The sequence below is a fragment of the Nocardia sp. NPDC057663 genome, from assembly GCF_042799895.1.
Classification (GTDB): domain Bacteria; phylum Actinomycetota; class Actinomycetes; order Mycobacteriales; family Mycobacteriaceae; genus Nocardia.
On record NZ_JBHVHX010000001.1, the window covers coordinates 260,317 to 284,977 of the forward strand.

General features: G+C 67.0%; 24 protein-coding genes. 14 read left to right on the forward strand and 10 right to left on the reverse strand.

Features of this window, described 5'->3' with window-relative positions; translation table 11 throughout:
* Positions 1-159 precede the first annotated feature (159 nt).
* The 3 genes from ACFVAV_RS01280 (at position 160) to ACFVAV_RS01290 (ending at position 2,840) form a co-directional block, all read left to right on the forward strand.
* A complete protein-coding gene (locus ACFVAV_RS01280; RefSeq protein ID WP_379028311.1) occupies positions 160-1,341 on the forward strand; it encodes an acyl-CoA dehydrogenase family protein in 1,182 nt (393 codons plus the stop codon).
* 117 nt (positions 1,342-1,458) lie between these two features.
* Positions 1,459-2,073, forward strand: a complete 615-nt coding sequence (locus ACFVAV_RS01285) for a TetR/AcrR family transcriptional regulator (RefSeq protein WP_379028313.1) — start codon at positions 1,459-1,461, stop codon at positions 2,071-2,073.
* Positions 2,070-2,840: a maleylpyruvate isomerase family mycothiol-dependent enzyme gene (locus ACFVAV_RS01290; protein WP_379028315.1), complete on the forward strand. Its 771-nt coding sequence runs from the start codon at positions 2,070-2,072 to the stop codon at positions 2,838-2,840. Before ACFVAV_RS01285 ends, ACFVAV_RS01290 begins: the two co-directional genes overlap by 4 nt.
* A gap of 6 nt (positions 2,841-2,846) precedes the next feature.
* Here ACFVAV_RS01290 and ACFVAV_RS01295 read toward each other — a convergent pair whose 3' ends face one another.
* On the reverse strand, positions 2,847-4,133 hold the full coding sequence (locus ACFVAV_RS01295) for an NtaA/DmoA family FMN-dependent monooxygenase (RefSeq protein WP_379028317.1): 1,287 nt from the start codon (positions 4,131-4,133) through the stop codon (positions 2,847-2,849).
* 380 nt (positions 4,134-4,513) lie between these two features.
* Here ACFVAV_RS01295 and erm point away from each other — a divergent pair, with 380 nt between their 5' ends.
* Positions 4,514-5,254, forward strand: a complete 741-nt coding sequence (gene erm, locus ACFVAV_RS01300; RefSeq protein WP_379029886.1) for an ErmE/ErmH/ErmO/ErmR family 23S rRNA (adenine(2058)-N(6))-methyltransferase — start codon at positions 4,514-4,516, stop codon at positions 5,252-5,254.
* Positions 5,255-5,640: 386 nt separating this feature from the next.
* Here the strand turns inward: erm and ACFVAV_RS01305 are convergent, their stop codons facing one another.
* The 6 genes from ACFVAV_RS01305 to ACFVAV_RS01330 form a co-directional block, all read right to left on the reverse strand.
* Positions 5,641-6,096, reverse strand: a complete 456-nt coding sequence (locus ACFVAV_RS01305; protein WP_379028319.1) for a hypothetical protein — start codon at positions 6,094-6,096, stop codon at positions 5,641-5,643.
* A gap of 95 nt (positions 6,097-6,191) precedes the next feature.
* Entirely contained in the window at positions 6,192-7,079 is an 888-nt protein-coding gene (locus tag ACFVAV_RS01310; RefSeq protein ID WP_379028321.1) for a hypothetical protein, read from the reverse strand.
* Between the two features lie 15 nt (positions 7,080-7,094).
* Positions 7,095-7,409, reverse strand: a complete 315-nt coding sequence (locus ACFVAV_RS01315) for a hypothetical protein (RefSeq protein ID WP_379028323.1) — start codon at positions 7,407-7,409, stop codon at positions 7,095-7,097.
* Positions 7,410-7,811: 402 nt separating this feature from the next.
* On the reverse strand, positions 7,812-8,345 hold the full coding sequence (locus ACFVAV_RS01320) for a hypothetical protein (RefSeq protein ID WP_379028325.1): 534 nt from the start codon (positions 8,343-8,345) through the stop codon (positions 7,812-7,814).
* A 115-nt stretch (positions 8,346-8,460) separates the two neighbouring features.
* Positions 8,461-8,649, reverse strand: coding sequence for a hypothetical protein (locus ACFVAV_RS01325; protein WP_379028327.1), 189 nt, complete (start codon positions 8,647-8,649; stop codon positions 8,461-8,463).
* Positions 8,650-8,867: 218 nt separating this feature from the next.
* On the reverse strand, positions 8,868-10,256 hold the full coding sequence (locus ACFVAV_RS01330; protein WP_379028329.1) for a cystathionine beta-synthase: 1,389 nt from the start codon (positions 10,254-10,256) through the stop codon (positions 8,868-8,870).
* Positions 10,257-10,393: 137 nt separating this feature from the next.
* On the opposite strand from ACFVAV_RS01330, the gene ACFVAV_RS01335 reads away from it, so the two are divergent.
* Both ACFVAV_RS01335 and ACFVAV_RS01340 read left to right on the forward strand, forming a co-directional pair.
* Positions 10,394-11,263, forward strand: a complete 870-nt coding sequence (locus ACFVAV_RS01335) for an SGNH/GDSL hydrolase family protein (RefSeq protein ID WP_379028331.1) — start codon at positions 10,394-10,396, stop codon at positions 11,261-11,263.
* A 60-nt stretch (positions 11,264-11,323) separates the two neighbouring features.
* Positions 11,324-12,544, forward strand: coding sequence for an acetyl-CoA C-acetyltransferase (locus ACFVAV_RS01340; protein ID WP_379028333.1), 1,221 nt, complete (start codon positions 11,324-11,326; stop codon positions 12,542-12,544).
* Positions 12,545-12,599: 55 nt separating this feature from the next.
* Here the strand turns inward: ACFVAV_RS01340 and ACFVAV_RS01345 are convergent, their stop codons facing one another.
* A complete protein-coding gene (locus ACFVAV_RS01345) occupies positions 12,600-16,166 on the reverse strand; it encodes a DUF6301 family protein (protein WP_379028335.1) in 3,567 nt (1,188 codons plus the stop codon).
* A 118-nt stretch (positions 16,167-16,284) separates the two neighbouring features.
* Here ACFVAV_RS01345 and ACFVAV_RS01350 point away from each other — a divergent pair, with 118 nt between their 5' ends.
* The 5 genes from ACFVAV_RS01350 to ACFVAV_RS01370 are packed head-to-tail and all read left to right on the forward strand — an operon-like array spanning position 16,285 to position 20,047.
* The gene (locus ACFVAV_RS01350) at positions 16,285-17,781 is read left to right on the forward strand and encodes an AAA family ATPase (RefSeq protein ID WP_379028337.1); all 1,497 of its coding nucleotides are present in this window, start codon (positions 16,285-16,287) and stop codon (positions 17,779-17,781) included.
* Between the two features lie 7 nt (positions 17,782-17,788).
* Positions 17,789-18,229, forward strand: a complete 441-nt coding sequence (locus ACFVAV_RS01355) for a hypothetical protein (protein WP_379028339.1) — start codon at positions 17,789-17,791, stop codon at positions 18,227-18,229.
* Positions 18,226-18,453, forward strand: coding sequence for a DUF2997 domain-containing protein (locus tag ACFVAV_RS01360; RefSeq protein WP_379028341.1), 228 nt, complete (start codon positions 18,226-18,228; stop codon positions 18,451-18,453). The genes ACFVAV_RS01355 and ACFVAV_RS01360 overlap by 4 nt, the downstream gene beginning before the upstream one ends.
* Positions 18,450-19,361 carry a helix-hairpin-helix domain-containing protein gene (locus ACFVAV_RS01365; protein WP_379028343.1) on the forward strand — a complete coding sequence of 304 codons (912 nt, stop codon included), beginning with the start codon at positions 18,450-18,452 and terminating at the stop codon, positions 19,359-19,361. Before ACFVAV_RS01360 ends, ACFVAV_RS01365 begins: the two co-directional genes overlap by 4 nt.
* Before the next feature lie 41 nt (positions 19,362-19,402).
* Positions 19,403-20,047: a 4Fe-4S single cluster domain-containing protein gene (locus ACFVAV_RS01370; protein WP_379029889.1), complete on the forward strand. Its 645-nt coding sequence runs from the start codon at positions 19,403-19,405 to the stop codon at positions 20,045-20,047.
* Between the two features lie 63 nt (positions 20,048-20,110).
* Here the strand turns inward: ACFVAV_RS01370 and ACFVAV_RS01375 are convergent, their stop codons facing one another.
* Together ACFVAV_RS01375 and ACFVAV_RS01380 are read right to left on the reverse strand one after the other, a co-directional pair.
* Entirely contained in the window at positions 20,111-20,983 is an 873-nt protein-coding gene (locus ACFVAV_RS01375; protein WP_379028345.1) for a Bax inhibitor-1/YccA family protein, read from the reverse strand.
* A gap of 163 nt (positions 20,984-21,146) precedes the next feature.
* Positions 21,147-22,295 carry a class I SAM-dependent methyltransferase gene (locus tag ACFVAV_RS01380; protein ID WP_379028347.1) on the reverse strand — a complete coding sequence of 383 codons (1,149 nt, stop codon included), beginning with the start codon at positions 22,293-22,295 and terminating at the stop codon, positions 21,147-21,149.
* A 402-nt stretch (positions 22,296-22,697) separates the two neighbouring features.
* Between ACFVAV_RS01380 and ACFVAV_RS01385 the strand changes: the two genes are divergently transcribed.
* The 3 genes from ACFVAV_RS01385 (at position 22,698) to ACFVAV_RS01395 (ending at position 24,622) form a co-directional block, all read left to right on the forward strand.
* A complete protein-coding gene (locus tag ACFVAV_RS01385; RefSeq protein WP_379028349.1) occupies positions 22,698-23,276 on the forward strand; it encodes a hypothetical protein in 579 nt (192 codons plus the stop codon).
* Positions 23,277-23,336: 60 nt separating this feature from the next.
* The gene (locus ACFVAV_RS01390; RefSeq protein WP_379028351.1) at positions 23,337-23,924 is read left to right on the forward strand and encodes a DUF6153 family protein; all 588 of its coding nucleotides are present in this window, start codon (positions 23,337-23,339) and stop codon (positions 23,922-23,924) included.
* A 77-nt stretch (positions 23,925-24,001) separates the two neighbouring features.
* Positions 24,002-24,622 (forward strand): DUF305 domain-containing protein, encoded by a 621-nt coding sequence (locus tag ACFVAV_RS01395; RefSeq protein WP_379028353.1) that lies wholly within the window; start codon positions 24,002-24,004, stop codon positions 24,620-24,622.
* Positions 24,623-24,661: the final 39 nt, after the last annotated feature.

Genomic DNA, 24,661 nt, shown 5'->3' on the forward strand with positions numbered 1-24,661 from the left:
GGCTAGTAGACCGGATTCGGGTCGAAGCGCTGGGGTATTGGCCGTGCACGATGTGCCGGATTTGCCGTGGACCGCAGCGTTAGGCGTACCTCCGCCTTCGCTGCGGCCATGCGCGAAAGACTGAGGACGCTCCGCGCCTGTGCCAATTAGGCTGACGACATGGTGACTGTCGAAGAGTTGTTCGCGATCGATCCGTTGCTGTCGCAGGAGGAGCGCGAAATCCGCGACACCGTGGCCCGATTCGGCGAGCGCAGGCTGCGCCCGCACATCGCCGGCTGGTTCGAGGACGGCACCTTCCCGGCCAGGGAGATCGCCCCCGAACTCGGCAAGCTCGGGCTGCTCGGCATGCATCTGGAGGGCTACGGCTGCGCGGGGTCGTCGGCCACCGCCTACGGACTGGCGTGCCAGGAACTCGAGGCCGTCGACTCCGGCGTGCGCAGCATGGTGTCGGTGCAGGGCTCGCTGGCGATGTCCGCGATCCACTTCTTCGGCTCCGAGGAGCAGAAGCAGCAGTACCTGCCCGCGATGGCGGCCGGTGAGGTGATCGGCTGCTTCGGTCTCACCGAGCCCGATTTCGGCTCCAACCCCGGCGGGATGCGCACCAGGGCCAAGCGCGACGGCGACGACTGGGTGCTCAACGGGTCCAAGATGTGGATCACCAACGGCTCGGTCGCCGATATCGCCGTCGTCTGGGCCTATGCCGAGGAACCGGGCCAGGACAAGCCGCGGGTGCGCGGCTTCCTGGTGCCCGCGGGCACTCCCGGTTTCACCACCAGGGAGATCCACCGCAAGCTCTCGTTGCGCGCATCCCTGACCGCCGCACTGGATTTCGACGACGTGCGGCTGCCCGCCGACGCCGTGCTGCCCGAGTCGGGCGGCCTGAGCTCACCGCTGGCCTGCCTGAGCGAGGCCCGCTTCGGCATCGTCTTCGGCGCGCTCGGCGCGGCCCGCGACTGCCTGGCCGCCGCGATCGACTACGCCCGCACCCGCGAGGTGTTCGACAAGCCGCTGGCCGCCTACCAGCTCACCCAGGCCAAGCTCGCCGATATGGCGCTGGAACTCGGCAAGGGCCAGTTGCTGGCGCTGCACCTGGGCCGGTTGAAGGATCGGCACGAGATCACCGGCGAGCAGATCAGCGCGGGCAAGCTGAACAGCACCCGCGAGGCCATCGCCATCGCCCGTGAGTGCCGAACCATTCTCGGCGCCAACGGGATCACCCTCGACTACCCGGTGCTGCGGCATGCGAACAACCTGGAGTCGGTGCTCACCTACGAGGGCACCGCCGAGGTGCATCAGCTGGTGCTCGGCAAGGCGCTCACCGACGCCAACGCGTTCCGGTAGCTCGCTGCGCGCCGGTCGGTTCAGCCGCCGACCGGCACACCCGCCCTGGAATCGGAGACGGCCGCGACCAGCGACAACCGTTGACAAGCGGACGTGATCTGCGTCACACTTCTAACTGTGTTAGGCGAAACTACTCGCGATAGGCAAGCCGAACGCCGTGAGGCAACACGACGGGAGATCCTGCAGGTCGCGTGGGACCTCGCCAGGGAGAACGGCCTGGCGCAGATCACCCTGCGCGATGTCGCCACCAGGGTCGGCATGCGCGCGCCCTCGCTGTACACCCATTTCCCCTCCAAGCACGCGATCTACGACGCGATGTTCGGGCAGGCGTGGGCGGAGTACGAGGAGCACGCGGCGCGCGTGGCCGCCGCCCTGCCCACCGCGCCGCGCGCCCGGCTGCTGGCGATGGCCCACGGCTTCTTCGACTTCGCGGTGGCGGATCTGGCCCGCTACCAGCTGATGAATCAGCGCACGGTGCCCGGATTCGAGCCGTCACCCGCGGCGTTCGCGCCCTCGAAGCGGGTGGTGCGCGACGCCGTCACCATGTTCGCCGAGGCAGGTGTCACCGATCGGGGTGACATCGAGATCTGGTTCAGCCTGATCGGCGGCCTCATCGACCAGCAACTCGCCAACGATCCGGCCGGCGACAGCAGGCGCAGGCTGATCGAACGCGCGATGACCATGTGGGCCGACAGCGTCGGCCTGCCCCCGGAACCGAGGGACCCCCCATGACCACGACGACCCCGGCGCCGACCGAACCGCGCCGCAGCACGATCCCGCGCCCCGATTCGATGACTCTGGCCGCGATCGAATACGAACGCGTCGGCAGTGCCGTCGCGGCGCTCGACCCGGCCGACTGGAACCGGCCGACCGATTGCCCGGAATGGACTGTGCACCAGATGATCTCGCACGTCGTCGGGATGGCGGCGATGACGGCGTCGGTCACCGAGATGATCCGGCAGCAACGGGTCGCCGACCGGCGGCCCGGCGGCGAGGAGCGGCGCATCGATGCGCTGACCGGCTATCAGGTGGCCCGCTACAGCGTCCACCCGCCGGACGAATTGCGCGCCCTGATCGATCGCCTCGGCCCCCGCGCCGCGGCCGCCCGGCGCAGGCTCCCCGCGTTCCTGCGCAAGCTGACACTGCCGGGCAGCGAGCGGGTGAACGGTGTCGACGAGCGGTGGACGGTCGGATTCCTGACCGAGGTGATCCTCACCCGCGACCCCTGGATGCACCGGATCGATCTGAGCCGGGCGACCGGGCGACCACTGGAGCTCACCGCCGACCACGACGGCCGCATCGTCGACGACGTGGTCCGCGAGTGGGCACAGCGCCACGGCAAGCCGTACCGCCTCACGCTGCACGGCCCCGCGGGCGGCACGTGGACCAGCGGCGACGCGGACGCGCCCGCGATCGAGCTCGACGCCGTCGAGTTCTGCCGCACCCTGTCCGGCCGCGCGAGCGGTTCCGGATTGCTGAGTACCGAAGTGCCGTTCTGACCGGCGTCACCCGAGCGCGGGCAGTTCCAGGTTCTCCCGGTAGGTGTCGCCCAGGTAGTCGGTATCGACCAGCCCGCGCCTGCGCAACTCGGGCAGCAGTCCGTTGACGACGAAATCCGACGTACGTTCGTCGGCCAGGCCACCGAGCGAGATCACGTCGAGCACGTTCGCCCGATAGCGCTCCTCGATGGCGTCGGCGAGTTGCTCCGGTGTGCCGGCGGCGGCCCAGTGCCCGGTGTCCTTGGCGGCGACGACGAGTTCGCGCAGGGTGGCGCCCGAGGCGGCCAGCTTGCCGAAGATCTCGACTCGCCCGCGCCTGCGATGCACCGAATCCAGCCGCGGGAGCAGAGTTTCCGGGATCGGCTTGTCCAGCGGCAGCTCGGACAGATCGATCCCGCCGCCGAGCATGTCGGCCAGCTGACGGCGGCCCGCGTCGAAGTCGGTGGACTCGGCCGCCTCGCGGACCAGCCTGTGCGCCTCGGCTTCGGTCGCGCCGTAGGTCGCGTGAAAGGAACTGAAGATCAGCGGCAGCCCGTCGGCCCTGCCCCACTCCGCGGCGCGGGTACGGATCTTCTTCGTGTAGGTGACGGCATCTTCGAGTGTCGGCAGCGAGGTGAACACCACCTCGGCGAAGCGCGCGCCGAGCTCGATGCCACCGGCCGACTGACCGGCCTGGAACTGCACCGGTCTGCCCTGCGGCAGCGGCGGGATGTTCAGCGGGCCGCGCACCGAGAAGTGCTGTCCCGCATGGTCGATCGGCCGCACGAGGGTCTCGTCGAGCACCACGCCGCCATCGCCATCGGTCCGCAGTGCACCCGGCCGCCAGCTGTCGAACAGCGCGTTGACCACCGTGAGCACCTCGGTGGCGCGGTCGTACCGCTCCTCCGGACTCGGCAGCTCCTGGTCACCGTAGTTCTGCTCGCCGAGCGAGGAGGTCACCGCGTTCCAGGCCGCGCGGCCGTTGCTGACGTGGTCAAGGGTGCCGAACAGCCGGGCCAGGTTGTAAGGGTGGTGGAAGGTCGTGGTGACCGTCGCGATGAGGCCGACGTGGGTGGTCACCGCGCTCAGCGCCGCCAGCTGGATCAGCGGTTCCTGCGCGCCGATCGCGCCCTGGGCGCCGAAGGCGAGCAGGTCGGCCGCGAACACCGCGCCGATCTTGTTGTCCTCGGCGATCCTGGCGATCCGCTGCGCCTCGTCGAGGGTGGAGCGGGTCGGATCGAGTGCGGCGGCGTAGACATCACGCGACCCGCTCACGCCCGTGACCGTCTTCAACTTGCGGCGTTCGGTGCCCATGCCGCCAGTTCAGCAGGGCATCCGCGACCTCGACCATGGTTCCGCTCACCCTAATTCGAGCGGAATACCGCACGCTGCCCCGGCTTTTCGGCGACGTGGCGGCGGTCGCGGAAATTCGGTTGCGTGGGTGGCCTCCGGTTTCTAAGGTTTGCCGCATGTCGTGCCAAGTATTCATTCGCATCCGCCACGCCCGGGCTCTGGCCCGCTAGCGGACGCGGATATCGCATCGGCGTCCACCGGCGTGCCCAGGGCCCATCGAGCTCTCATTCACTCGATGACCCGAAGGGGCAACTGCCGTGGCGCAGGATTTTGCACACCGAAACTACTCACATACCCAGCGCAAGGTCACCGGGCACAGCGGCGGCCGGACGTCGCGTGACCTGGCCAGAAGGACGCTCTCGCAGAACTTCCTGGTGGATCGGACCGCCGTCGACGCGATAATGGCGGTCGCCGCTCCGGCGGGCGAGGTCCTCGAACCCGGCGCGGGCGAAGGCGTGCTGACGCGGGCGCTGGCCGCGCGTGGCGCGCGAGTGACCGCGTACGAGATCGATCCGCTGCTGGCGGCCAAGCTCTCGGCGCGGACCGGGAACGAGGCCGGAATCCAGGTGGTGCGTGGCGATTTCACCAAGGCCAGGGCACCGCGAGAACCGTTCGCGGTGGTCGGGAACATCCCGTACTCGGTGACCTCGGACATCGTCGCCTGGTGCCTGAACGCACCCGCGCTCACCTCGGCGACCCTGCTCACCCAGCGGGAATACGCGCGCAAACGCACCGGCGACTACGGCCGCTGGAGCCTGACCACGGTGCTGCACTGGCCGTGGTTCGACTGGCAGTTGCGCGGCCAGGTCCCCCGGACGAGTTTCCGCCCGATCCCCTCGGTCGATTCCGCCGTTCTGCGGATCGACCGCCGCCCGAATCCGCTGGTCGCCCAGCGGGATTCGTACGCAGAGCTGGTACGCACCGGGTTCTCGGGCATCGGCGGTACCGTCCGCGCGTCCCTGCGCACCCGCTACCAGGACGTGGACGAGGCCCTGCGTGGCGCGGGCGTCGCCCACGACACCGTCGTCGCCTACGTCCACCCGGAACAGTGGGTGTCACTGCACTCGGCGCTGACGGGCTAGCCGTTCTGCGGTGCCGTCCCCTGGGCGGCACCGCGGGTCGGGCAGGTCGCTAGATCGAGCCGGTGCTGAGGAAGCCGAGGCCGAGGAGGCATTCCATTATCTCGGCGACGCCATAGGGGCGACTGCTGCGACAGCACCTCTTCCACAGCCGTCGGGCGATCAGGCCCCAGGGGTCACGACGCAATTCCGGCCGATCCGTCGCCAATCATCGGGGTCGCCGCGCTCGAGGGCGGTCTGCACTGCGCCGGTCCGCCACTGCGCGACCGGTGCATCCGGAGAGATGTTCAGGCTACGGAACTGGAGCAGCGTCCTCGCCTCCCGCCAGAAGCGCATATCCCTCTTCCTCGCCGGATCACTCGAGGTTTCCGGTTAGCACCTGCCTTCGCTCAGCCCTGTGCCCCGAGTTCTTTGGTCAACGTGATTAGGAACTGAGACGCGGTTCGGATCTGCAAGTCCGATACCTCGAACTTAGTTCGACCGGCGTTGATCTGAGCCGTCTCAATATGGAGAGTGCCCTGCCAACCATCAACCTGGGTAACAATGTACACCGCGCTGGCCGCCGTCTTTATCCATACCTTCTCGTCAATCCCGGACAGCGGGATGTAGCTCAGGTCGTCCTTGAGTAAGGCGGGCTTCGACTCGCTCGGCAACATTGCCCGTAGGCGCGTTTGCCCCACTGCAAGATAATCCTGCGTAATGGTACAGTGAGCTCCCAGCTCAATTTTTTCGTCGGGCGCGCCGGATCCGTATTCAATATCCGCAGAGGATATTCCGAGATCTTTTGAGAAGAAGGCCAGCGTCCGATCGCACTGCTCGCGACGAGTATGACTCGACTCTGTCATCACAGGACTTTCCGAAGAATTCAGCCCGCACGACGACAAGAGCGAAACTGCGATTGCTGCCACCGTAGCGCCGACAGCGCGTCTCGCAAATATATTCACTGTGTGCGCCTGTCAGTATTTACCGACCAATTATTTGTGCCGTCAGTAACCGTCGCATCATCAAACTTCTGAGTCCCCTCGACAACCATGGACGGCCACTTGTTTTCAGGTAGACCGTCGATATCCGAGCTCGCCTGCGCGATCTGATTCCCGCCAATAATGCTTTCCTGCGCAGATGAGGCAATGCTTCCAATCGCCAGGGCGATTGCGTTGTACATATTTCCGATACTGGCAACGATGTCCGCGGTCTGCGCCGCCGCGATGGGTCCGGTAGCAGCGGCAGCGACAATCTCGGCAATACTCGAAATGAACGAGAGAATTGCTTCAACAATTTCCCGGTAAAGCTCCAAAGTCTTAACCGCAACAGCCTCAAGGGCCAGTGCTATGGTCTCGCATGAAGCCGGAATTGCCAGCTGCGAGCACGGTTTCGCTTGCCGCTGTCGAGAATTTTCATACGATTCCGCCGCGATCCCGGACCAATTGGCATTCAGCTTCGTCTCGTCAATCTGAGTTCCAGCATTGGTGACAGCACTGGCGACATCTCGCCATGAATTGGCATAGTCGATAAAAGTAGCAGGTACGAATATGCCTTTTATTAGCTCCTTCAGCTTTGCGACTGCCTTACTTATGCAGTCGAGAACCTTATCGCGTTCCTCCCAAAGCCTGTCGATAGTATTTTCGGCGGCCACTCCTCCCGCGAGGTTACCAATCGGTCCAAGCACACCACCGCCCACCCATCCGGTCAGGCGAACCGCCAATACGATATCCCCAAAGGCATCGTTTACCTCATCGGGCTTCTTCTCCAACTCCGCCATTTTGGTTTTTATTGTTTCAGCATTCTCGTTCAAGTCTATTCGAGTTTGCGGATTCTTATCTTCTGCCACCCTGTTGCCCCCCGACTAGTAAAGATTGCGGATCGCGTGCTCGTTGGCTGCATCCTCCGCCTCGTATGTGTCCGCGACATAGCGCAGGGTACTTGCGATTTCAGCGAACACTAGTTTTCCCTCGGCCATCCTACTGGCGAAGAAGTCTGGAACGTCTTTGTACTTGTCGTATGCCAGGATGAAAACACCGGCCTCAAGGTCGGTGAACTTGGCCTTTTCGGCAGCTAGCCTCGCAGTCTCCAATTCTCCAATCGCCTCGTCCCAGTTGTTTGCGGCGGTCCGCACAGCGCTGACCGCGACCGAGATTGCCTGTTGCGATGGCGCACCCATATTTCTATTTCCCCAACTCTCGAATCAAATTGTCTCGATGGCGAACAAGTTGATACTCAAGGTCCTCATCCGCGTACCGTGAGTAGTCCCCCTCGACCTTGAAGGTCGGGCGGAGGGTCCGCACACGATCGGCGCAGCTCAAAACTTCGTCACTAATTTGGATCGGGTCGACTTGCTGCCCCCACCCGACCCACACATGCATAGACTTCACCTGAAAGCAGTCCGCCGTCATCGACACGATCAACCTATTGTCGATTAGCGCTCGACCATGAACCTCGAAGACACCTCGAGTAAAAATTCGGGTCTGAGTTTCCCGATAATCAGCCCAGCTTCGGGATTCGAGTAGAAGCATCGTGACTGTGCGCTTATCCGGAACCGGACATGCGTGCCGGAACTCGCCTGTCAGAAGCTTTCCAGACGCGACGCTACGTCCAATGTGATCTGCCACCGCTTTTTATAGGCGCGCATCAGCTCATCGCCAGCATCAGCCGGATTCACGTACCGGTTCCACTGGCGGCTCAATTCAACACGGGACGGCAAGAGCCCCAGGTCGACTTCAATTGTTGCGAAGGAAGACCCCTGGTAGTCGCTGGAGTTCGCGCCGGGGCGGATATCGAGGTCACTCGCGCCGGTTCTCGATACCGATGGGTCCACTCCCTGGTACCGGCGGTCATCACCAAAGCCGGCGCCTGGCTCCGATCGATAAGCCTGTTCACCTCGGTAGGAGTCATGCAGCCGATCCGGCGTGTGTGTGTTTCGGGTGGCCTGAGGCCTTGTCAGTGGCTCGTCGTCCCAGAACTCGTCCGGATCGTCATAGTGGTTGAACCAGCCGCCAGTCGCCATCACCAAACCTCGACGATTCCGCACGATGTCGGCATCATGAGTCGAATCGCCATCAATCCCCCGCTTGTCCAGACCTTCTCCGTAGAGTTTCAACCCCACCATCTCGGATGTTCAGGCAGGTTGTCAATTCCTGGACGAACGACAGCGTCTCGGAAACGCTTGCGCGCCAGCGACTGCCGAGAGATGCCGGCTCGCTCACTCAGGGAGCTCAGTCCGGAGGGCGGACGATGATTCGCGCGGAGGGGACGGCTGCTGCCAGGTGGCGGATGTCGTCCGGGTCAGAGGTGATCACCAGACCGCCGCCGTACCGGGCACACAGCGCCACAACGTGAGCATCCACCAGGTAGCGACTACCGGCCTGTGCGCCGTGGAGGACGGCACCGACCAGCCTGTCCATGCCGAAGTCGGTAGGCACGATAGCCACCGGGCGCTGCCACGGGTGGTCGTGTGGTTTCAGCCCGTCGAATCGAGCACGATCGGCAGCGTCACGCGATCTCTCGCCGGACGCCCGCTACCCCGTCGAGTTCATCGAATGCCGTGGCGGCAAAGCGCATGTCGTCGTCGGAGACCGAACCGAAAACCTAATCCCAGCACGCGAGTCAGGAATCAGCCTCCTCAGTGGCCGATGGAGCCGGTGCTGAGGAAGCCGAGGAGGTCGTGGCGGGTGATGACGCCGACCGGCTTGCCGTCTTCGACGACCATCAGGGCGTCGGTGTCGGACAGGGCCTTGGTGGCGGTCGAGAGCGGCTCGCCCGAACCGATCAGCGGGAACGACGGGCTCATGTGCTGGGCCACCGAATCGGTGAGCTGGGCGCGGCCCTCGAAGACGGCCGAGAGCAGATCGCGCTCGGTGACGCTGCCCGCGACCTCGCCGGCCATCACCGGCGGCTCGGCGCCGACGACCGGCATCTGCGAGACGCCGTACTCGCGCAGGATCTCGATGGCGTCGCGCAGGGTCTCCGACGGGTGGGTGTGCACCAGGTCGGGCAGTTCGCCGGACTTGCCGCGCAGCACGTCGCCGACCAGCGGTTCGGGACCGGCCTCCAGCGGGGTGGTGAGGAAGCCGTAGGAGCTCATCCACTTGTCGTTGAAGATCTTCGACAGGTAGCCGCGGCCACCGTCGGGCAGCAGCACCACGACGACGGCGTCGGGATCGCGCCGGGCCACCTCGATCGCGGCGACCACGGCCATGCCGCAGGAGCCGCCGACCAGCAGGCCCTCCTCGCGGGCCAGGCGGCGGGTCATCTCGAAGGAGTCGGCGTCGGAGACGGCGATGATCTCGTCGGGGACGGACGGGTCGTAGGCCGAGGGCCAGAAGTCCTCACCGACACCCTCGACCAGGTACGGGCGGCCGGTGCCGCCGGAGTACACCGAGCCCTCCGGATCGGCGCCGATGATCTTCACCTTCCCGCCCGAGACCTCCTTGAGGTAGCGGCCGGTGCCGGTGATGGTGCCGCCGGTGCCGACGCCTGCGACGAAGTGGGTGATCTTGCCTTCGGTGTCGGCCCAGATCTCGGGACCGGTGGTCTCGTAGTGGCTGTCCGGGCCACCCGGGTTGGCGTACTGGTTGGGCTTCCAGGCGCCCTCGATCTCGCGGACCAGGCGATCGGAGACGGTGTAGTAACTGTCCGGGTGCTCCGGCGGCACGGCGGTCGGGCAGACCACGACCTCGGCGCCGTAGGCACGCAGCACGTTGCGCTTGTCCTCGCTGACCTTGTCCGGGCAGACGAACACGCACTTGTACCCGCGCTGCTGGGCGACCAGCGCGAGACCGACACCGGTGTTACCTGAGGTGGGCTCGACGATGGTGCCGCCGGGCTTCAGCAGCCCTTCCTCCTCGGCGGCATCGATCATCTTGACCGCGATCCGGTCCTTGGAGCTGCCGCCCGGGTTGAGGTATTCGATCTTGGCGGCGACCAGGCCCGCGTTCGAGCCGACCACCGAGTTCAGCCGAACCAGGGGGGTGTTGCCGATGAGGTCGACGACATGATCCGCAATGCGCATGCCTCCATCGTTGCAGAACCGTAGCTCGGCGTCGCGACCTGGTCGGATCCTGTGAGCAGCGGCACCACGAGCGCCGCCCCGCCGGAGCCGGTTCGGCAGCTGCGCCCGCGCCGATCCGCGTCGTAGAATTTTCGGATGTGAGCGCACCTCGAATCAGCTGGCGTACCGCTGTCGTCACGGGGGCGACCACCGTGCTCGCCGGGTCCGGCGCGGGCACCGTTTCCTGGGCTACCTATCGGTTGCTGATGACACAGGCAGGGGCGGCGCGCGCGGTCATCGGGCGCGACACCTCCAAGCCGCCGGAGGCCGACGGTGTCTACGCGCCGGGTGCGCAACTGCCGGAGCCGTGGCGCAAGGGCGTGCCGAGCGACCTGCATCTGATGATCTTCGGTGACTCCACCGCCGCCGGGCTCGGCTGCCTCAGCGCCGCCGATGTGCCGGGGGTGCGGCTGGCGCGCGGACTGGCCGAGGCCACCGGGCTGCGGATCCGGCTGAGCACCAAGGCGATCTCCGGCGCCACCTCCAAGGGGCTGGCGGGTCAGGTCGACGCGATGTTCATCGCCGGTCCGCCGCCGGACGCCGCGGTCATCCTGGTCGGCGCCAACGACATCACCAAGAAGCACTCCATCCGGGCGTCGGCGCGCAGGCTGGCCGCCGCGGTGTCGCGGCTGCGTGCGGCCGACGCGCTGGTCGTCGTCGGCACCTGCCCGAACCTGGGCACCGTCACCGCGATCCAGCAGCCGCTGCGCACGGTGGTGGCCAACTGGAGCGTGCGCCTGGCCAAGGCGCAGACGGTGGCGACCACGCTCGCGGGTGGTACGCCGGTGGCGATGGGTTCACCGCTGGTCGCCTCCGAGTTCCGCGCCGCCCCGGAAATCCTGTTCGCCACCGACGGATTCCACCCGTCCGCGGCGGGGTACGAATTGGCCGCAGCTCAGCTGCTTCCCGTCCTGATCGAGGCGGTGCGCGCACGCCCTGCTCTTCCCGTCGCGCACGGCGAGAGTTAGATTCACGAAAGACCGGCAAGGTAAACAGCCGTTCACGCAGCCATCCGAAAAGGAGTCCTCATGCCCGAGGCCGTCATCGTCTCCACCGCCCGCTCCCCCATCGGCCGTGCCGTCAAGGGGTCCCTGGCCGGTATGCGTCCGGACGACCTGACCGCGCAGATGGTCCAGGCCGCGCTGGCCAAGGTGCCTTCGCTCGACCCGACGCAGATCGACGACATCATCCTGGGCACCGGCTCCCCGGCCGGTGAGGGCGGCTTCGGCATGGGCCGCATCGTCGCTATCAAGCTGGGTCTCGATGTCGTCCCCGGCACCACCGTGCAGCGCTACTGTGCGTCCTCGCTGCAGACCACCCGGATGGCCTTCCACGCCATCAAGGCGGGCGAGGGTGACGTGTTCATCTCCGCCGGTGTGGAGACGGTCTCGCGCTACGCCCGTGGCTCGGCCGACAGCTCGCCCGACACCAAGAACCCCGAGTTCGCCGAGGCCGAGGCCCGCACCGCCAAGACCGCCGAGGGCGGCGCCGGCGCGTGGCACGACCCGCGCCAGGACGGCCTGCTCCCCGACGCCTACATCGCGATGGGCCAGACCGCCGAGAACGTGGCCTCGCTGACCGGCATCACCCGCGAGGACCAGGACCGCTGGGGCGTCCGCTCGCAGAACCGCGCCGAAGAGGCCATCAAGGCCGGCTTCTTCGAGCGGGAGATCACCCCGGTGACCCTGCCCGACGGCACCGTGATCAGCAAGGACGACGGCCCGCGCGCCGGCGTCACCTACGAGGCGGTCAGCGGGCTCAAGCCGGTCTTCCGTCCCGACGGCACCGTCACCGCCGGTAACTGCTGCGCGCTCAACGACGGCGCCGCCGCGCTGGTCATCATGAGTGACACCAAGGCCAAGGAGCTGGGCCTGACCCCGCTGGCCCGCATCGTCTCCACCGGCGTCTCCGGCCTGTCCCCCGAGATCATGGGCCTCGGCCCGGTCGAGGCGGTCAAGCGGGCGCTGGCGCTGGCGGGCAAGTCGGTCTCCGACATCGACCTGTTCGAGATCAACGAGGCCTTCGCCGTGCAGGTGCTCGGCTCGGCCCGTGAGCTGAAGATCGACGAGGACAAGCTCAATGTCTCCGGTGGCGCGATCGCGCTGGGCCACCCCTTCGGCATGACCGGTGCCCGCATCACCACCACCCTGCTGAACAACCTGCAGACCTACGACAAGCAGTTCGGCGTGGAGACCATGTGCGTCGGCGGCGGCCAGGGCATGGCTCTGGTCATCGAGCGCCTGAGCTGAGATAGAACGAAAAGAGCGGCCCACCGAATCCGGTGGGCCGCTCTTTCATGTCGGCTCAGGCGAGAATTGCGATGACCGCGCCATTCAGCGTCAGCGCCGCCAGTGCGATCACGGCTAGAGCGCGCCACCCGCTGGTCCGGGCCGCGCGGTCGGTCCTGGCATGGGCCCTGCGTGGCATCAGGACGAAGCCCAAGGTGGCCACCACCGCGGTGACGACCGCTCCGACGAGGCCCCATACCGAGTTCGGATTCACCCATAGCCGCCACAGAACAAGGACCGCCGGCACCAGCAGGCCGATCCATACCGTCCGATCATAACGATCGCTCAGCATCAGCAAGGTGAGCAATATGGCGCAGACGGAGGTACCTACGACATTGGCGCCGAATACCGCGGGGCCGGTCGCCAACCACATGATCGCGGCCGAACCACCCACTGTCGCGGTCGCACTGATCGCGAGGACGCGGAGCCGACCCAAGATCGGTTCGACGAAGTATCCAGCGCCGATGGCGGAGACCGCCAGGAACAGCAGCCCCGATAGATTGCCGGCAACAAGCCCGCCGCTGAACACCCGCCACACCTGCCCGTTCACCACAGCACCACGCGACATCATCAACTGCGCGTACAACGTCGAATTCTGCGTTGTAGGCGAGAAGCTGTGCGCTTGCAGTGCGGCGATCACGTAGACGACAGCGCATAAACCAACAATGCTCACCGATGCGACGGGTATCGGGCGCACTGGCATCCGAGCCGGCATTCCGATGCGGGTACGTAGCGCGGACATGGCATCGAGGAGGCCGAATGGGTCGAACCAGCCGGCCCGATCCGCTGTCCACGCCAACTCCCGCGCCTCGCAGAGCAGCCGTAGCGCCCGGTGCGGATAGCGCGCCGTAGCGAGGGTGAGGGCGCCGGTCACCTGGTCGTTCTCGCGCAGGTCGAGCAGCGTCTCATACGCCTCGTCGGTGGGGATCCACGCGAGAATCTCTGCGGCGCTGCGCAGATCGTCGACGCCGTTCACGGCCTCGGTCATCCAGTCGGCGACCACGTCGAAGCAGTCCGGACCCACCTGGACAAGCAGGCTGTAGACCTGGGCGAGATGGCTGATCGTCGGCATGCCGACCGCGTCGCGTAGGCGGGCGTATTGATCGGGTCGCGTCACCGAGGTGGCCAGCATCGCCGCCGAGTCGCTGTACCGGTCCAGCCCGTCCACGGCCAGATCCGCGTCGACCCAATCCTGCCGGTGCGGCAGCAGGTACGAGGTGGCGATGCGGCCCCACACGGTACCGAGGCGCGCCCGGAGCCCGGACAAGTGCGCGGCAACGTGGCGATACGTCGGCTCAGGTGCCGCCGCGAGGTGCGCACGGACCAGGCGGATCATCTGATCGTATGAACCTCGCCCGCAATCGGTTGCGGCCATGGCGACCAGCGCACCGTGCGGATAGCTCGACTCGACATCGAAACCGCGTGCGAGCACAACGGTTTCCGCGGCGAAGGCAAGGCCGAAGCAGGCGATCCAGCTGTCGAGGAAGCGAGGCAGGATATCGCGCTCGACATGATCCATGTGTGGGAAGGCCGCCTGGCAGCACTCCCAGTAGTCCTCCTCGACCAACACCCAGATAGCCGCCGCACCCAGCGCATTCGCCTGCGAGCCGGGCGCTGCGAGGTAGGCCGCTGCCGCATGCGCGATCAGCGCCAGCCCGTTGCGTTCGGCCGCGGCCAGCATGGCAGTCAGGCGGGGGCGGCAGGAATCGAGAATGCCGATCAGCGCGGCGGTCGCGTGCGGGTCGACGGCGGGCGGTGGTGAACCGGCCACGCCACGGAAGGCCTCGGCACCGTCGCGCCACTGTTGCGCGATCACCCAGGCATCCTCGTCGGGAACCGCCGTACCCCCGACTCGAAGTTGGTTTTCGGCGATCGCGGTCAGGCGGTGCAGAAACTCGTCGTCCGCGGCGGCGGTCTGTTCCCATTGGCCGTTGGTGCGCGGTGTCGCGCTCGCCCGCCCCGGACGGGACGGAACGTCGAAGTCCGCATCGTCGTCGTCATGGTCATCGTCATCGAGGTCGTCGTCATCGCCGTCGCCCCAGTCGATACCGTCGCCGCCGATGCCGAATCGGATGTCGTTGAGTCGCTGCGGCGGCCGGGTCGCTTGCGCGGTGACCGTCAGCTCGCGTGGCGACTTCGCGCCGCCGGCACGGATCGCGGCGATGGTCGCCGCGGCGATCGCCCGACCGGCCTCGGCGCCGGAAGGATACAGCTGCTGCTCCCACACTCCGTCGCGTGCGACTTCCAGCATGCCGCCCTGCGGCGCGAACCAGCCGCGCGCGATCGCCTCCGCTCCGCGAGTGCGCTTGATCGCCCACCCCACTTCGGTAGCGAACGGGTCGAGCACCGGCAGATCGGCGGCCAGTGAGGCGAAGACCTGCTCGAGATTCCAGCCGAGTTCTTCCCAATCCTCGGCGGGCGGTTCCGGGTAGTACATCGACCCGCCGAGCGCGTAGGTGAGATCGACATCCGGCTGCAATTGCCAGAGCTTGCCGACCCAATCCTCGCCGTATTCACCGTATTCCTGGTCGCGGCCTTCTTCCCATTCGTAGGCGTGGCTCGGCCTGACACTCAGCATCACCGCGCCCAGAAGGCCGAAGTCGCGGGACAATTCGATGGTCGTGTCGGTGTAGCGCCACTTCGCGAATGCGTCGGGCCCGCCGACCAGATGGGGTGTACCGAGCAACCGCACACATTCGCGCAATGCCAGCCGGAACGCGTCGTCGACCGCGTTGTCGGGAAGGTACTGATTGAGATGCAGTGCAACGTATTCGCCATAGCCGAAACGCTTTTGGTAGTCGGAGACCTTCGAGACCAGCAGTGACAGGAGATGGGGACCATCAGCGTGTTCGTCGTAGGTGTTCGCTTCGAGCGTCCAGCCCAGATCGTGGCACAGGCGCAGAATTTCGGTCCTCGACCAGGAACCGACGACGTCGGCGCCGGGCTCCCAGCGCTTTTCCGGGCGTGGCTGGCGTTCGGGTCCGGGCCCTGGAACCCGAATCGGCCCGAAGCCGCGTCCGAAATCGGCGGCCAGCACGATGGCGATCCGATCGGCGAATTCCGCTCCAGCTCGGGCGCGATCGGTCAGGCCGGTTAACAGCTCGTCGACACGGTTTTCGGTCGAGACCGGTTCGGGATCGCGCGGCTTGGCGAGCCGCAAGTAGACCGCGTCGTCTCTGGTCAGGGTGATGACCACAGTGGGCAGCCCCCAGTCGACGGCAGGCGTGTAGCCGGGATTGTCGCTGCGGGAACTGGGTTCGCCGAAGACCGATCGGAACCGGTCGACGAATTCCTCGAACACCACCGCAGGTACCGGACCCTGCCGCGCCGGGCGCACATCGGTGACCCCCAGCCACGCGACATCGACTCCGCCCTCGGCACCGATCGCGAAGGTCGCCTCGGGTTCGTTGACCTGGAGAAAGGTGCGGCACTCGACATATGTCGGCGATCTGTCCGGGTCCGCCGCAGGTGCCGATACAGTCCAGCCGACGCGCCGAGCAAATCGTCCGATATCGTCCGCAGTCCACGTCCACTCGAACTCTGCTGCAGCCCTTGCAATCCCGACGGCATCGTCGGTACCCACCCCTAAACCCTGACTCACGTCAGGGAGGTTACCGGTAGTAGCGGACCCACTAGTATCGGCTGCCGTGCCGCCGTTTCGCTCTGGCTTGACCCATCTCCTGCAAGCGCGTTTTCCGTTGATGTTCATCGAGTCCTTCGAGGAACAGCGTGTGCTCGACGAGATCGACGCTGCGGTCGGCAGTCTGAAAAACCCTCGCGGGCTGTGGCATTGGTCGGCGACCGAGGGACTTCGACGGGCGGGCGGAGCCCCCGAACGCGAGACGCACGCGCCTGTCGCCATGCTGCGGGCCATCGCGCGGACACAGGAACGCGCTGTGTTCGTGCTGAGCGACCTGCACGCCTTCCTCGGCGGGAACACCCAGCCCGCCGACCCGCAGACGGTGCGCGCGCTGCGCGATGTCGTGCGCGACTTCCGGTCCGGCGAACTCGCTCGCACGATCATCGTGGTCGCGCCGGTACTCCAGATTCCACCGGAACTCGAAAAAGACGTCACTGTCGTCGATTTCCCGCTCCCCGACGCAGCCGAGATCCGTGCCCTGCTGGCAGGCATGATCGCGCGCAACGGCGACAGTGTCTCCGTGCGGCTCGACGATCGCGGTCGCGACCGGCTGACCAGGGCGGCGCTCGGAATGACCCTCGCCGAAGCCGAGAACGCCTTCTCCCTGGCTATGGTCACCGGTACCAGCCTCACCGAAGCTGATGTGGATGTGGTGCTTGCCGAGAAGGCCCAGACGATCCGGAAATCCGGTCTGCTCGAACTGGTTCCGACCGAAGTCGCCCTCGACGACGTCGGCGGTCTCGACGCGTTGAAGACCTGGCTGGACAAGCGACGAGACTCCTGGCTCGCCGAAGCCGCGGCCTACGGGCTACCGGCGCCCAAAGGCCTTCTCATCACCGGGGTGCCCGGTTGTGGAAAGTCGCTGACCGCCAAGGCGGCTGCGGCCGCGTGGGGAATTCCGCTGATCCGGTTGGACATCGGCCGGGTATTCGCGGGGCTGGTCGGCGCGAGTGAGCACAATATGCGGACCGCATTGGCGACCGCGGAAGCCTGCGCACCGTGCGTGTTGTGGGTCGATGAGATCGACAAGGGTTTCGCGGGCGCGGGCACCGCGTCCGACACCGGGACGAGCGCGCGTGTGTTCGGTTCCTTCCTGGCCTGGTTGCAGGAAAAGACCGTGCCGGTATTCGTCATGGCGACAGCCAACCGCATCGAGAACCTGCCACCAGAGTTCTTGCGCAAAGGTCGATTCGACGAGATCTTCTTCGTCGACCTGCCCGACTTCGCCGAGCGCATCGAGATCTGGCGGCTGCACCTGGCCCGTCGTCCCGGGCCGGCGACCGGCCAGGAACACACACCCGAACTGCTGTGGGAACTGGCCAGGATCTCGGCGGGGTTCTCCGGAGCGGAGATCGAACAGGCCGTGGTGTCAGGGCTTTTCGAAGCCTATTTCGATCGGCGCGCGCTGACCGCGCGCGACCTGCAACACGCGGTCGAGAGCACAGTTCCGCTGTCGATCGTGCACGCCGCACGGGTCAACGAATTGCGGGAGTGGGCCAAGTTGCGCACAGTTCCAGCGTCCAAGACCGCTGGCGGCGAGGGGCGAATCCCGGAATAATCCCCCCGTGAGTATCTCCCTGATATTGCTGCCGATCGCGCTCGGCACGGTCGCCAAGGTCGCGGCCGCGCAGAGCTCGCCCGCTCAGCAGGTGTGCAGCGTGTCCACCCGGTTGCGGGACGCGGGGCTGCTCACGCTCGCAGCGCAGGACACCGGAGCCCAGACGATGGTTACCGCCGCGGACTCGATCGATGCGCGATGGGCCGATCTCAGCGCCCAGTTGCGTCGCGGTAGCGACGGCATCTGGCAGGCTCATTTCCACGGCACCGCCGACCAGCAGCGCTGCGTCGACCGGGTGCTCGCGATCGATGCGGCATATGGGCTGCGGGTACAAGCGGAAGTGTTGCGCCGGGTTCGTGAGCAGGCGCCGGCGGCGGGCATGTCGCTCGTCGCGGAAACGGCCAACTCCGACCGGTCGGTCACCATGGTGCTCGAGGTCCGGGGATGAGCCGGCCGATTCGTATCACCGTGACCGTGGCCGCGGACGGACAGGTGCACGCCGAGACCCAGCACACGATCGGCGAGCAGTGCCTGCCATACCTGAACGCGCTCGAGGATCTACTCGGCGCCGAAACCGTGGACAGCGCTTTCACCGAGGACTGGTGGAAAACCGCAGGTGCACCGATGGTTACGCAGCAGCAGGCGCAAGCGCGACTGGATCAGCGCGGATGACCCTGCCCCAACAGCCCGGCAGCCCACGCTGGCGCATCCTGCACAGCCTGTGGATCCTGCCTGCCTTCGTGCTCGGAATGCTCACCTGGGCGAGCTTCTTCTATATCGGTGCCAGGACGGGTAAACGAGCCTGGCTGATCGCCGGCCTCGTCTACCTGCTGGTGCTCATCGGGATTTTCGTCGGTGTAGAGCATTCCGGGCCGACCGTGGCCGAGGTCGCCGCAGGCGCGCCGCCGAAGACCGGCCAGGAACGGATTGTCGACACCTGGACCACCGGGGTGATATTCGCGAACTGGATCGCGGGTTTCGCACACGTCCTGCTGATCCGAACCCAGTATCTGGAGTTGCTGTGGATCCGGTTGACCTCGCGTCAGACGATGTTCGCGCCGATGTATCCCAACCAGGTTCCCCCGCAGCCGGTGTACCCCAACCAGATTCAGCCGCAATCGGGTTCCCCCTGGCTCGCCGATGGCAGCCGGCAGTACTGGGCACCGCAGCCCGCCCCGCAGCCCGCGTCCACGCCCCTGCCTGGCACACCGTGGCAACAGCCTGCCGTCTCCGCGATGCCGCCGTTCGATCCACGACTCGCGGCACAGCGGGCTGATGTGCCCGCGGTGGCGGCTGGGACGAACTGGGGATCGGCAGGACCCGGCGGGAGTCTTCGCGATGACCGGGTAGATGTGAACTCCGCGACGGCGGAAGAATTGGTGGAAGCGGGTATACCCGTCGGTGCGGTGGTCGCGGTGGTCAACGCACGGGAGCACAACGGACCGCTGCGCGATCTGCGCGATTTCGCCTCGGTCACCGGGTTGAAACCCCATGAGTTGCAGCCCTTCGCGAACCGCCTCGCCTACTCCGAGACGGTGGCCGCCGCGTCCGCGTCGCGGGGACGAAAGCTAGATCTGTGATTCCGGACGCGGTACCCGATCACTCGTTGCGCATCGCGCGGGTGGTCACCGCGACCGCGGCAGAGGGACCAGGCATTCGCACCGCGATTTGGGTGCAGGGATGCGCGATTCGCTGCGCCGGCTGCTTCAATCCGCACATGTGGGCACCGGCGGGCGGCGACGCCGTGCCGGTGGCCGAATGGATTGAGCAGCTCATCGACGACGCCGTGACCGCGCAGACGGAGGGCATCACGCTGCTCGGCGGAGAACCCTTCGACCAGGCCGCCCCGCTGGCACGCTGCGCCGCAGCCGTCCGTGCGCGAGGTCTGTCGGTCATGACCTTCACCGGATACACCTACGCCGATCTCCGCACGTGGGCGCGGCATCGTCGCGATATCGCCGATCTGCTCGCGCACACCGACCTCCTCGCCGACGGCCCGTTCCGTGCCGACCTGCTCGACCATCGCCGCCCCTGGGTGGGGTCGACAAACCAGGGGCTACGTGCCTTGACCAGCCGATACGCCGATCTGGACTACGCTGCGACGCCGGACCGGATCGAGGTCAGAGTGGGTGTCGACGGCATGATCGAGGTCAACGGATGGGGCGACCTGGAGAGCCTCGACGCCCTGCTGGCCGACCTCGGAACCCGAAGTGACGGCCCGCGCGCCCGGAAAGCGGGCTTCGTACCCGGTCCTCACCGGACATAGCAAAGCGGCTCCCCATTTCAGAATGGGGAGCCGCTTGTTACCAGTCGTCAGTTGCTAGCTATCTCAATCCCGCTGGAAGTAGCTCAGCAGGCGCAGGATCTCGACGTAGAGCCAGACCAGGGTGACGGTCAGGCCGAGGGCGACGCCCCAGGCGGCCTTCTCGGGGGCCTGGGCGCGGATCAGCTGATCGGCGGCGTCGAAGTCCAGCAGGAAGCTGAACGCGGCGATGGCGATGCAGACCAGGCTGAACACGATCGCCAGCGCGCCACCGTCGCGCAGGCCGAAGCCGCCGTCGGTGAAGAAGCTCGCGATCAGGTTGCCGACCATCAGGACCAGCACGCCGACCATGGCGCCGAGCAGCATGCGGGTGAACCGCGGGGTGACCCGGATCGCGCCCGTCTTGTAGACGACGAGCATGCCGAAGAACACGCCGAACGTGCCGAGCACCGCCTGGCCGATCAGGGCGCTACCGCCGACACCGCCGAAGGTCACGTCGGTGAACATCAGCGACAGCGCGCCGAGGAACAGGCCCTCGAACGCCGCGTAGGACAGCACGATCGCCGGGTTGTCCATCTTGTTGCCGAAGCTCGCGACCAGGACCAGCACCAGGCCGATCAGACCGCCGCCGATGACGAACAGCGGGGCCAGCGAGGGGTTCGCCGAGGACAGCGCGAAGGAGATGATCGCCGTGACGGTCAGCACCGCGAGGGTGATGCCGGTCTTGGTGACCACGTCGTCGATGGTCATCGCGCGGGTGGCGGGGGCCTGCTGGAACTGCTGGCCGTACTGCTGCCCGTACTCGCCGTACTGCTGCTGGCCGTACTGCTGGTTGCCCAGCTGGCCCGCGCCGGCCACGCCCGAACCGAAGTTCGCGTAACCGCCGACACCCTCCTGGCGAGGTAAGTTCTTGAACACCGGATTCGATGAGGTACGCACCGTGCGCCTTTCTTGGAGTGATTAGTCGCTGTACGCCTGCCGGCGTAGCACAGCTCCAACTGCCTGTTCAACGCGCCGCGATCGGACAAAGTTCCCGGCGGTACGGTCACCGACCACACCCCGCCCGTTCGGACAAATCGGACTCTACCGCGTTCGACCGGCTCTATCGTTGTACGTCGCGCAGACCACGAACAGACCGCGTCACCGTGAACTTCTGGTTCCGGCCGATCACATCGGTGCGGCCGACCATCCGTTCGACCACCCCGCGATAGTTCAGATGCGAGTTGTAGACCGTCCACAGCTCACCGCCCGGCCGCAGCACCCGGCCGGTCTCGGCGAACATCTTGATCGCCGAGCCGGTGTGCACGGCGGCGCCGACGTGGAACGGCGGATTGCACAGCACCAGGTCGGCGCTGTTGTCGGCGGCCGAGGACATGGCGTCGTCGCGCACCACCGTCACCCGGTCGGCGACGCCGTTGGCGGCCGCGGTGGCCATGGCCGAGGCGACCGCGGCGGCGGACTGGTCGGTCCCGACGACCCGGATGTACGGACGCGACTTGGCCAGCGCCACCGCGAGGATGCCGGTGCCGCAGCCGAGGTCGATGGCCTCGCGGGCATCGGGTTTCATCCGGTCCAGGTGCTCGAGCAGGAAGCGGGTGCCGATGTCGAGGCGCGGCCCGGAGAACGCGGCGCCATAGGCGAGGACGTCACCGTCGATCTCGGCGATGTGCTCGGCCACCGGGAACCGCGACTCGCCGACCGGCAGCGGCTCGCTCACGACCAGCACCCGCGACTTCTGCCTGCCACGGCCCGCGCGCACCTGCCCGAACGATTCGGCGAGTACCTCGTTCATGGCGGGGGTCAGGTATTTGTCGCGGCCGCCCGCGAACACGACGACATCCTCGGCGGCGAAACGGGCGATGGCTTCGGCCGTCTCGGCCAGGCCGGACAGCATCCGCGGCAGCCGCATCAGGACGACCCGCGCACCGGTCAGCAACTCGGCGTCGAGACCGTGCGCGGTGTAGCGATCGGTCAGCCCGAGATTCTTGGCGTTGCCCGCCAGCGCCAGTTCCCCGGTGAGCAGGTCCTGGTGCACGCGCAGGCCGGTCAGGTCGTGCCGGGTCGCCGCGCCGACGGTGAGCGCGCCGTAGGCGTCGCCGATTACCGCAACCTCGCCGCTACCCGCCGCCGCCAGGGCATCCGCGGCGGTGTCGAGGAGTAACCGGTCGGCGGCATCGACGGCATAGAGGTTCGGCGCCTCCACATCCGGATACCGGCGCAGCCGGGTGAATACGTCCTCGACTCTGTCCACGCGACAAGTGTGCTAGATCGTTGCCCCACCGTCACATCCGGCCCTGATATCCGCCGGTGGCCTTGCTCACAGTGCGATGTCGTGGCACGTACTCCGGTGGGCACGAACGGCTTCCATCGATTTGCGACATCCTTGCAGATCGGCCCAGCCGGGCCGATCTCACGAATCCCGTTGTTCCCCACTGTTTCGACCGCTGTTTCTTGATGATTTCGACCTCATCTGGGCCGCGGCGAACGCGTGGCAGCCCTCGGCGAACGCGCCGCCGCCGCTGATCAGCCGATGCCCTCGCGCAGATCGGGCCGCTCAGGTCCCTCGCCCGTTCCCCAGCAAACTTGCCGTAGCCCGAACACACCCCGCGCTCCTGCACCCGGCGAACCACCCGTGCTGAGTACCATCAGCCTCATGCGCAACGCTCTCGTGTTCGGCATGGTCGCCATCGCGGCGCTGACGCTGCCCGGCTGCGGCAACGACGACGCGCCGGTCGCCACCTCCGCGCCGACGAGCACCACCGGCACCTTCGCCGACGCCACCGGCGAGGTGCCGAGCGACAGCGAACCCAAGTCCGGCGAGGCCTCCACCGGCGCCGCGCTGACCGTCACCGATATCCGGATCGGTCGTCAGCAGGGCTTCGACCGGGTGGTCTTCGCCCTCGGCGGCACCGGCACCCCGGGCTGGCGGGTCGCGTACACCGACCGCGCGGTCCAGGACGGCAGCGGCAAGACCGTCGACGTGGCGGGCAGTTCGATCCTCGAGGTGCGCATTCTCGGGTCCGTCTACCCGTTCGACTCGACCGCCCCGGCGTATTCGGGGCCCGACCCGGTGACCGACCCCGGCGTCCCCGGCATCACCGGCGTCTACAAGACCCTGGTCTTCGAAGGCTCCACCCAGTCCTTCGTCGGCGTCGACGCCGATCGGCCGCCGTTCGCCGTCACGGCGCTGACGGATCCGCCACGGCTGGTCGTCGACATCGCCACCCAGTAGCTACCCCTACCGTGTCGGGGTATTTCCGGCAGCCCGATCGCGCTGGTTAGACTCGGTGCCGTGATCGACCAGCATCCGCTCGAGCGCGCACCCGGCATCGCCAGGGTGCTCGCCGTGCTGATGCTGCTGGCCGGGATCGTCGCCATGCACTCGGCGGTCTTCGGCACCGCGCACGCGTCCACCGCCGATCCGTCGCACACGAGTAGCGCCGAGTCGTCCCACGCGAACGCCATCCAGGCGTCGCAGGCCATAAGCACGATCCAGATGTCCGCCGAGGTCTCCGATTCGCTGCACGCGAGCACCGCGACCGGTGGGCCGACGAGTGCCGGCGCGGCGCACGCCGCCGGGCACACCGGCGCACTGATCGACCCCACCACCATCGTGCTCGCCGCGGCCCCCGCCGAAGACCGGCACGGGGCCGATACCGGCTGCGGTGCGGCGGGCTGCGGCGAGCACGCCGCTGTCCACTCCTGCGTGTTCGTCCTCGCCGCACTGGCCTTCGCTTTGACGCTGGTGCTGCTCTACCGGCTCACGAACGACATCGCGACGACCGGCCACGCGAGCGCGCGGCCGTGGCGTGGCAGGCGCGAGCGCCCGCCGCCGTGGACCGTTCTCTCCCTCGCGCAACTGGCAATTCTGCGGATCTGACAGGTCGACCGTCACCGGTGTGTCCGGCGGCGGTCCAACCCATCTCACCGTCACCAGAATCCCCAGGAGGATCACCCATGTTCATCACCCGTACCCGCGCTACCGTCCTCGCCGTCACCGCCGCGAGCGCCCTGCTGCTCGCCGCCTGCGGCGACGACACCGAGTCGGCGACGCACGACACCCACTCGACGACGAGCTCGGCGAGCGCGACCAGCGCGACGGCCGCGGCCCGCACCGACTTCAACGACGCCGACGTCACCTTCCTGCAGATGATGTATCCGCATCACGCGCAGGCCGTCGAGATGGCGAAGATGGTGCCGGGCCACACCCAGAACCAGCAGCTCATCGCGCTGGCCGCGGCGGTGGAGAAGGCACAGGCGCCGGAGATGCAGCAGATCACCGGTCTGCTGGTGTCCTTCGGCAAACCGGCGCCGAGTGCGAGCGGCGGCCACGAGGGACACGCCATGCCCGGCATGATGACCGAGGCCCAGATGACCGCATTGCAGTCCGCCCAGGGCGCCGAGTTCGACAAGCAGTGGCTGGCGATGATGATCGACCATCACGAGGGCGCGGTCGACATGGCCCGCACCGAGCTCGCCGGCGGCGTCAACCCGGAATCCAGGCAGCTCGCGACGGCCATCGTGGCCGCTCAGGAAGCCGAGATCACCACGATGCGCGGCATGCTCGGACAGGGCTGATCGGGGGCGGCGCCGGGGCCGACCGTCCCGGCGCCGCGA

Excerpts from the sequence above, each read along its gene's own strand:
- ACFVAV_RS01365 (WP_379028343.1), top strand. The coding sequence starts at position 18,450 with ATGACCCTGCCCCAACAGCCCGGCAGCCCACGCTGGCGCATCCTGCAC.
- ACFVAV_RS01330 (WP_379028329.1), bottom strand. The coding sequence starts at position 10,256 with ATGCGCATTGCGGATCATGTCGTCGACCTCATCGGCAACACCCCCCTG.
- ACFVAV_RS01360 (WP_379028341.1), top strand. The coding sequence starts at position 18,226 with ATGAGCCGGCCGATTCGTATCACCGTGACCGTGGCCGCGGACGGACAG.
- ACFVAV_RS01305 (WP_379028319.1), bottom strand. The coding sequence starts at position 6,096 with ATGACAGAGTCGAGTCATACTCGTCGCGAGCAGTGCGATCGGACGCTG.
- ACFVAV_RS01350 (WP_379028337.1), top strand. The coding sequence starts at position 16,285 with ATGTTCATCGAGTCCTTCGAGGAACAGCGTGTGCTCGACGAGATCGAC.
- ACFVAV_RS01385 (WP_379028349.1), top strand. The coding sequence starts at position 22,698 with ATGCGCAACGCTCTCGTGTTCGGCATGGTCGCCATCGCGGCGCTGACG.
- ACFVAV_RS01280 (WP_379028311.1), top strand. The coding sequence starts at position 160 with ATGGTGACTGTCGAAGAGTTGTTCGCGATCGATCCGTTGCTGTCGCAG.
- ACFVAV_RS01295 (WP_379028317.1), bottom strand. The coding sequence starts at position 4,133 with ATGGGCACCGAACGCCGCAAGTTGAAGACGGTCACGGGCGTGAGCGGG.
- ACFVAV_RS01325 (WP_379028327.1), bottom strand. The coding sequence starts at position 8,649 with ATGGACAGGCTGGTCGGTGCCGTCCTCCACGGCGCACAGGCCGGTAGT.
- ACFVAV_RS01395 (WP_379028353.1), top strand. The coding sequence starts at position 24,002 with ATGTTCATCACCCGTACCCGCGCTACCGTCCTCGCCGTCACCGCCGCG.
- ACFVAV_RS01340 (WP_379028333.1), top strand. The coding sequence starts at position 11,324 with ATGCCCGAGGCCGTCATCGTCTCCACCGCCCGCTCCCCCATCGGCCGT.
- ACFVAV_RS01290 (WP_379028315.1), top strand. The coding sequence starts at position 2,070 with ATGACCACGACGACCCCGGCGCCGACCGAACCGCGCCGCAGCACGATC.
- ACFVAV_RS01315 (WP_379028323.1), bottom strand. The coding sequence starts at position 7,409 with ATGGGTGCGCCATCGCAACAGGCAATCTCGGTCGCGGTCAGCGCTGTG.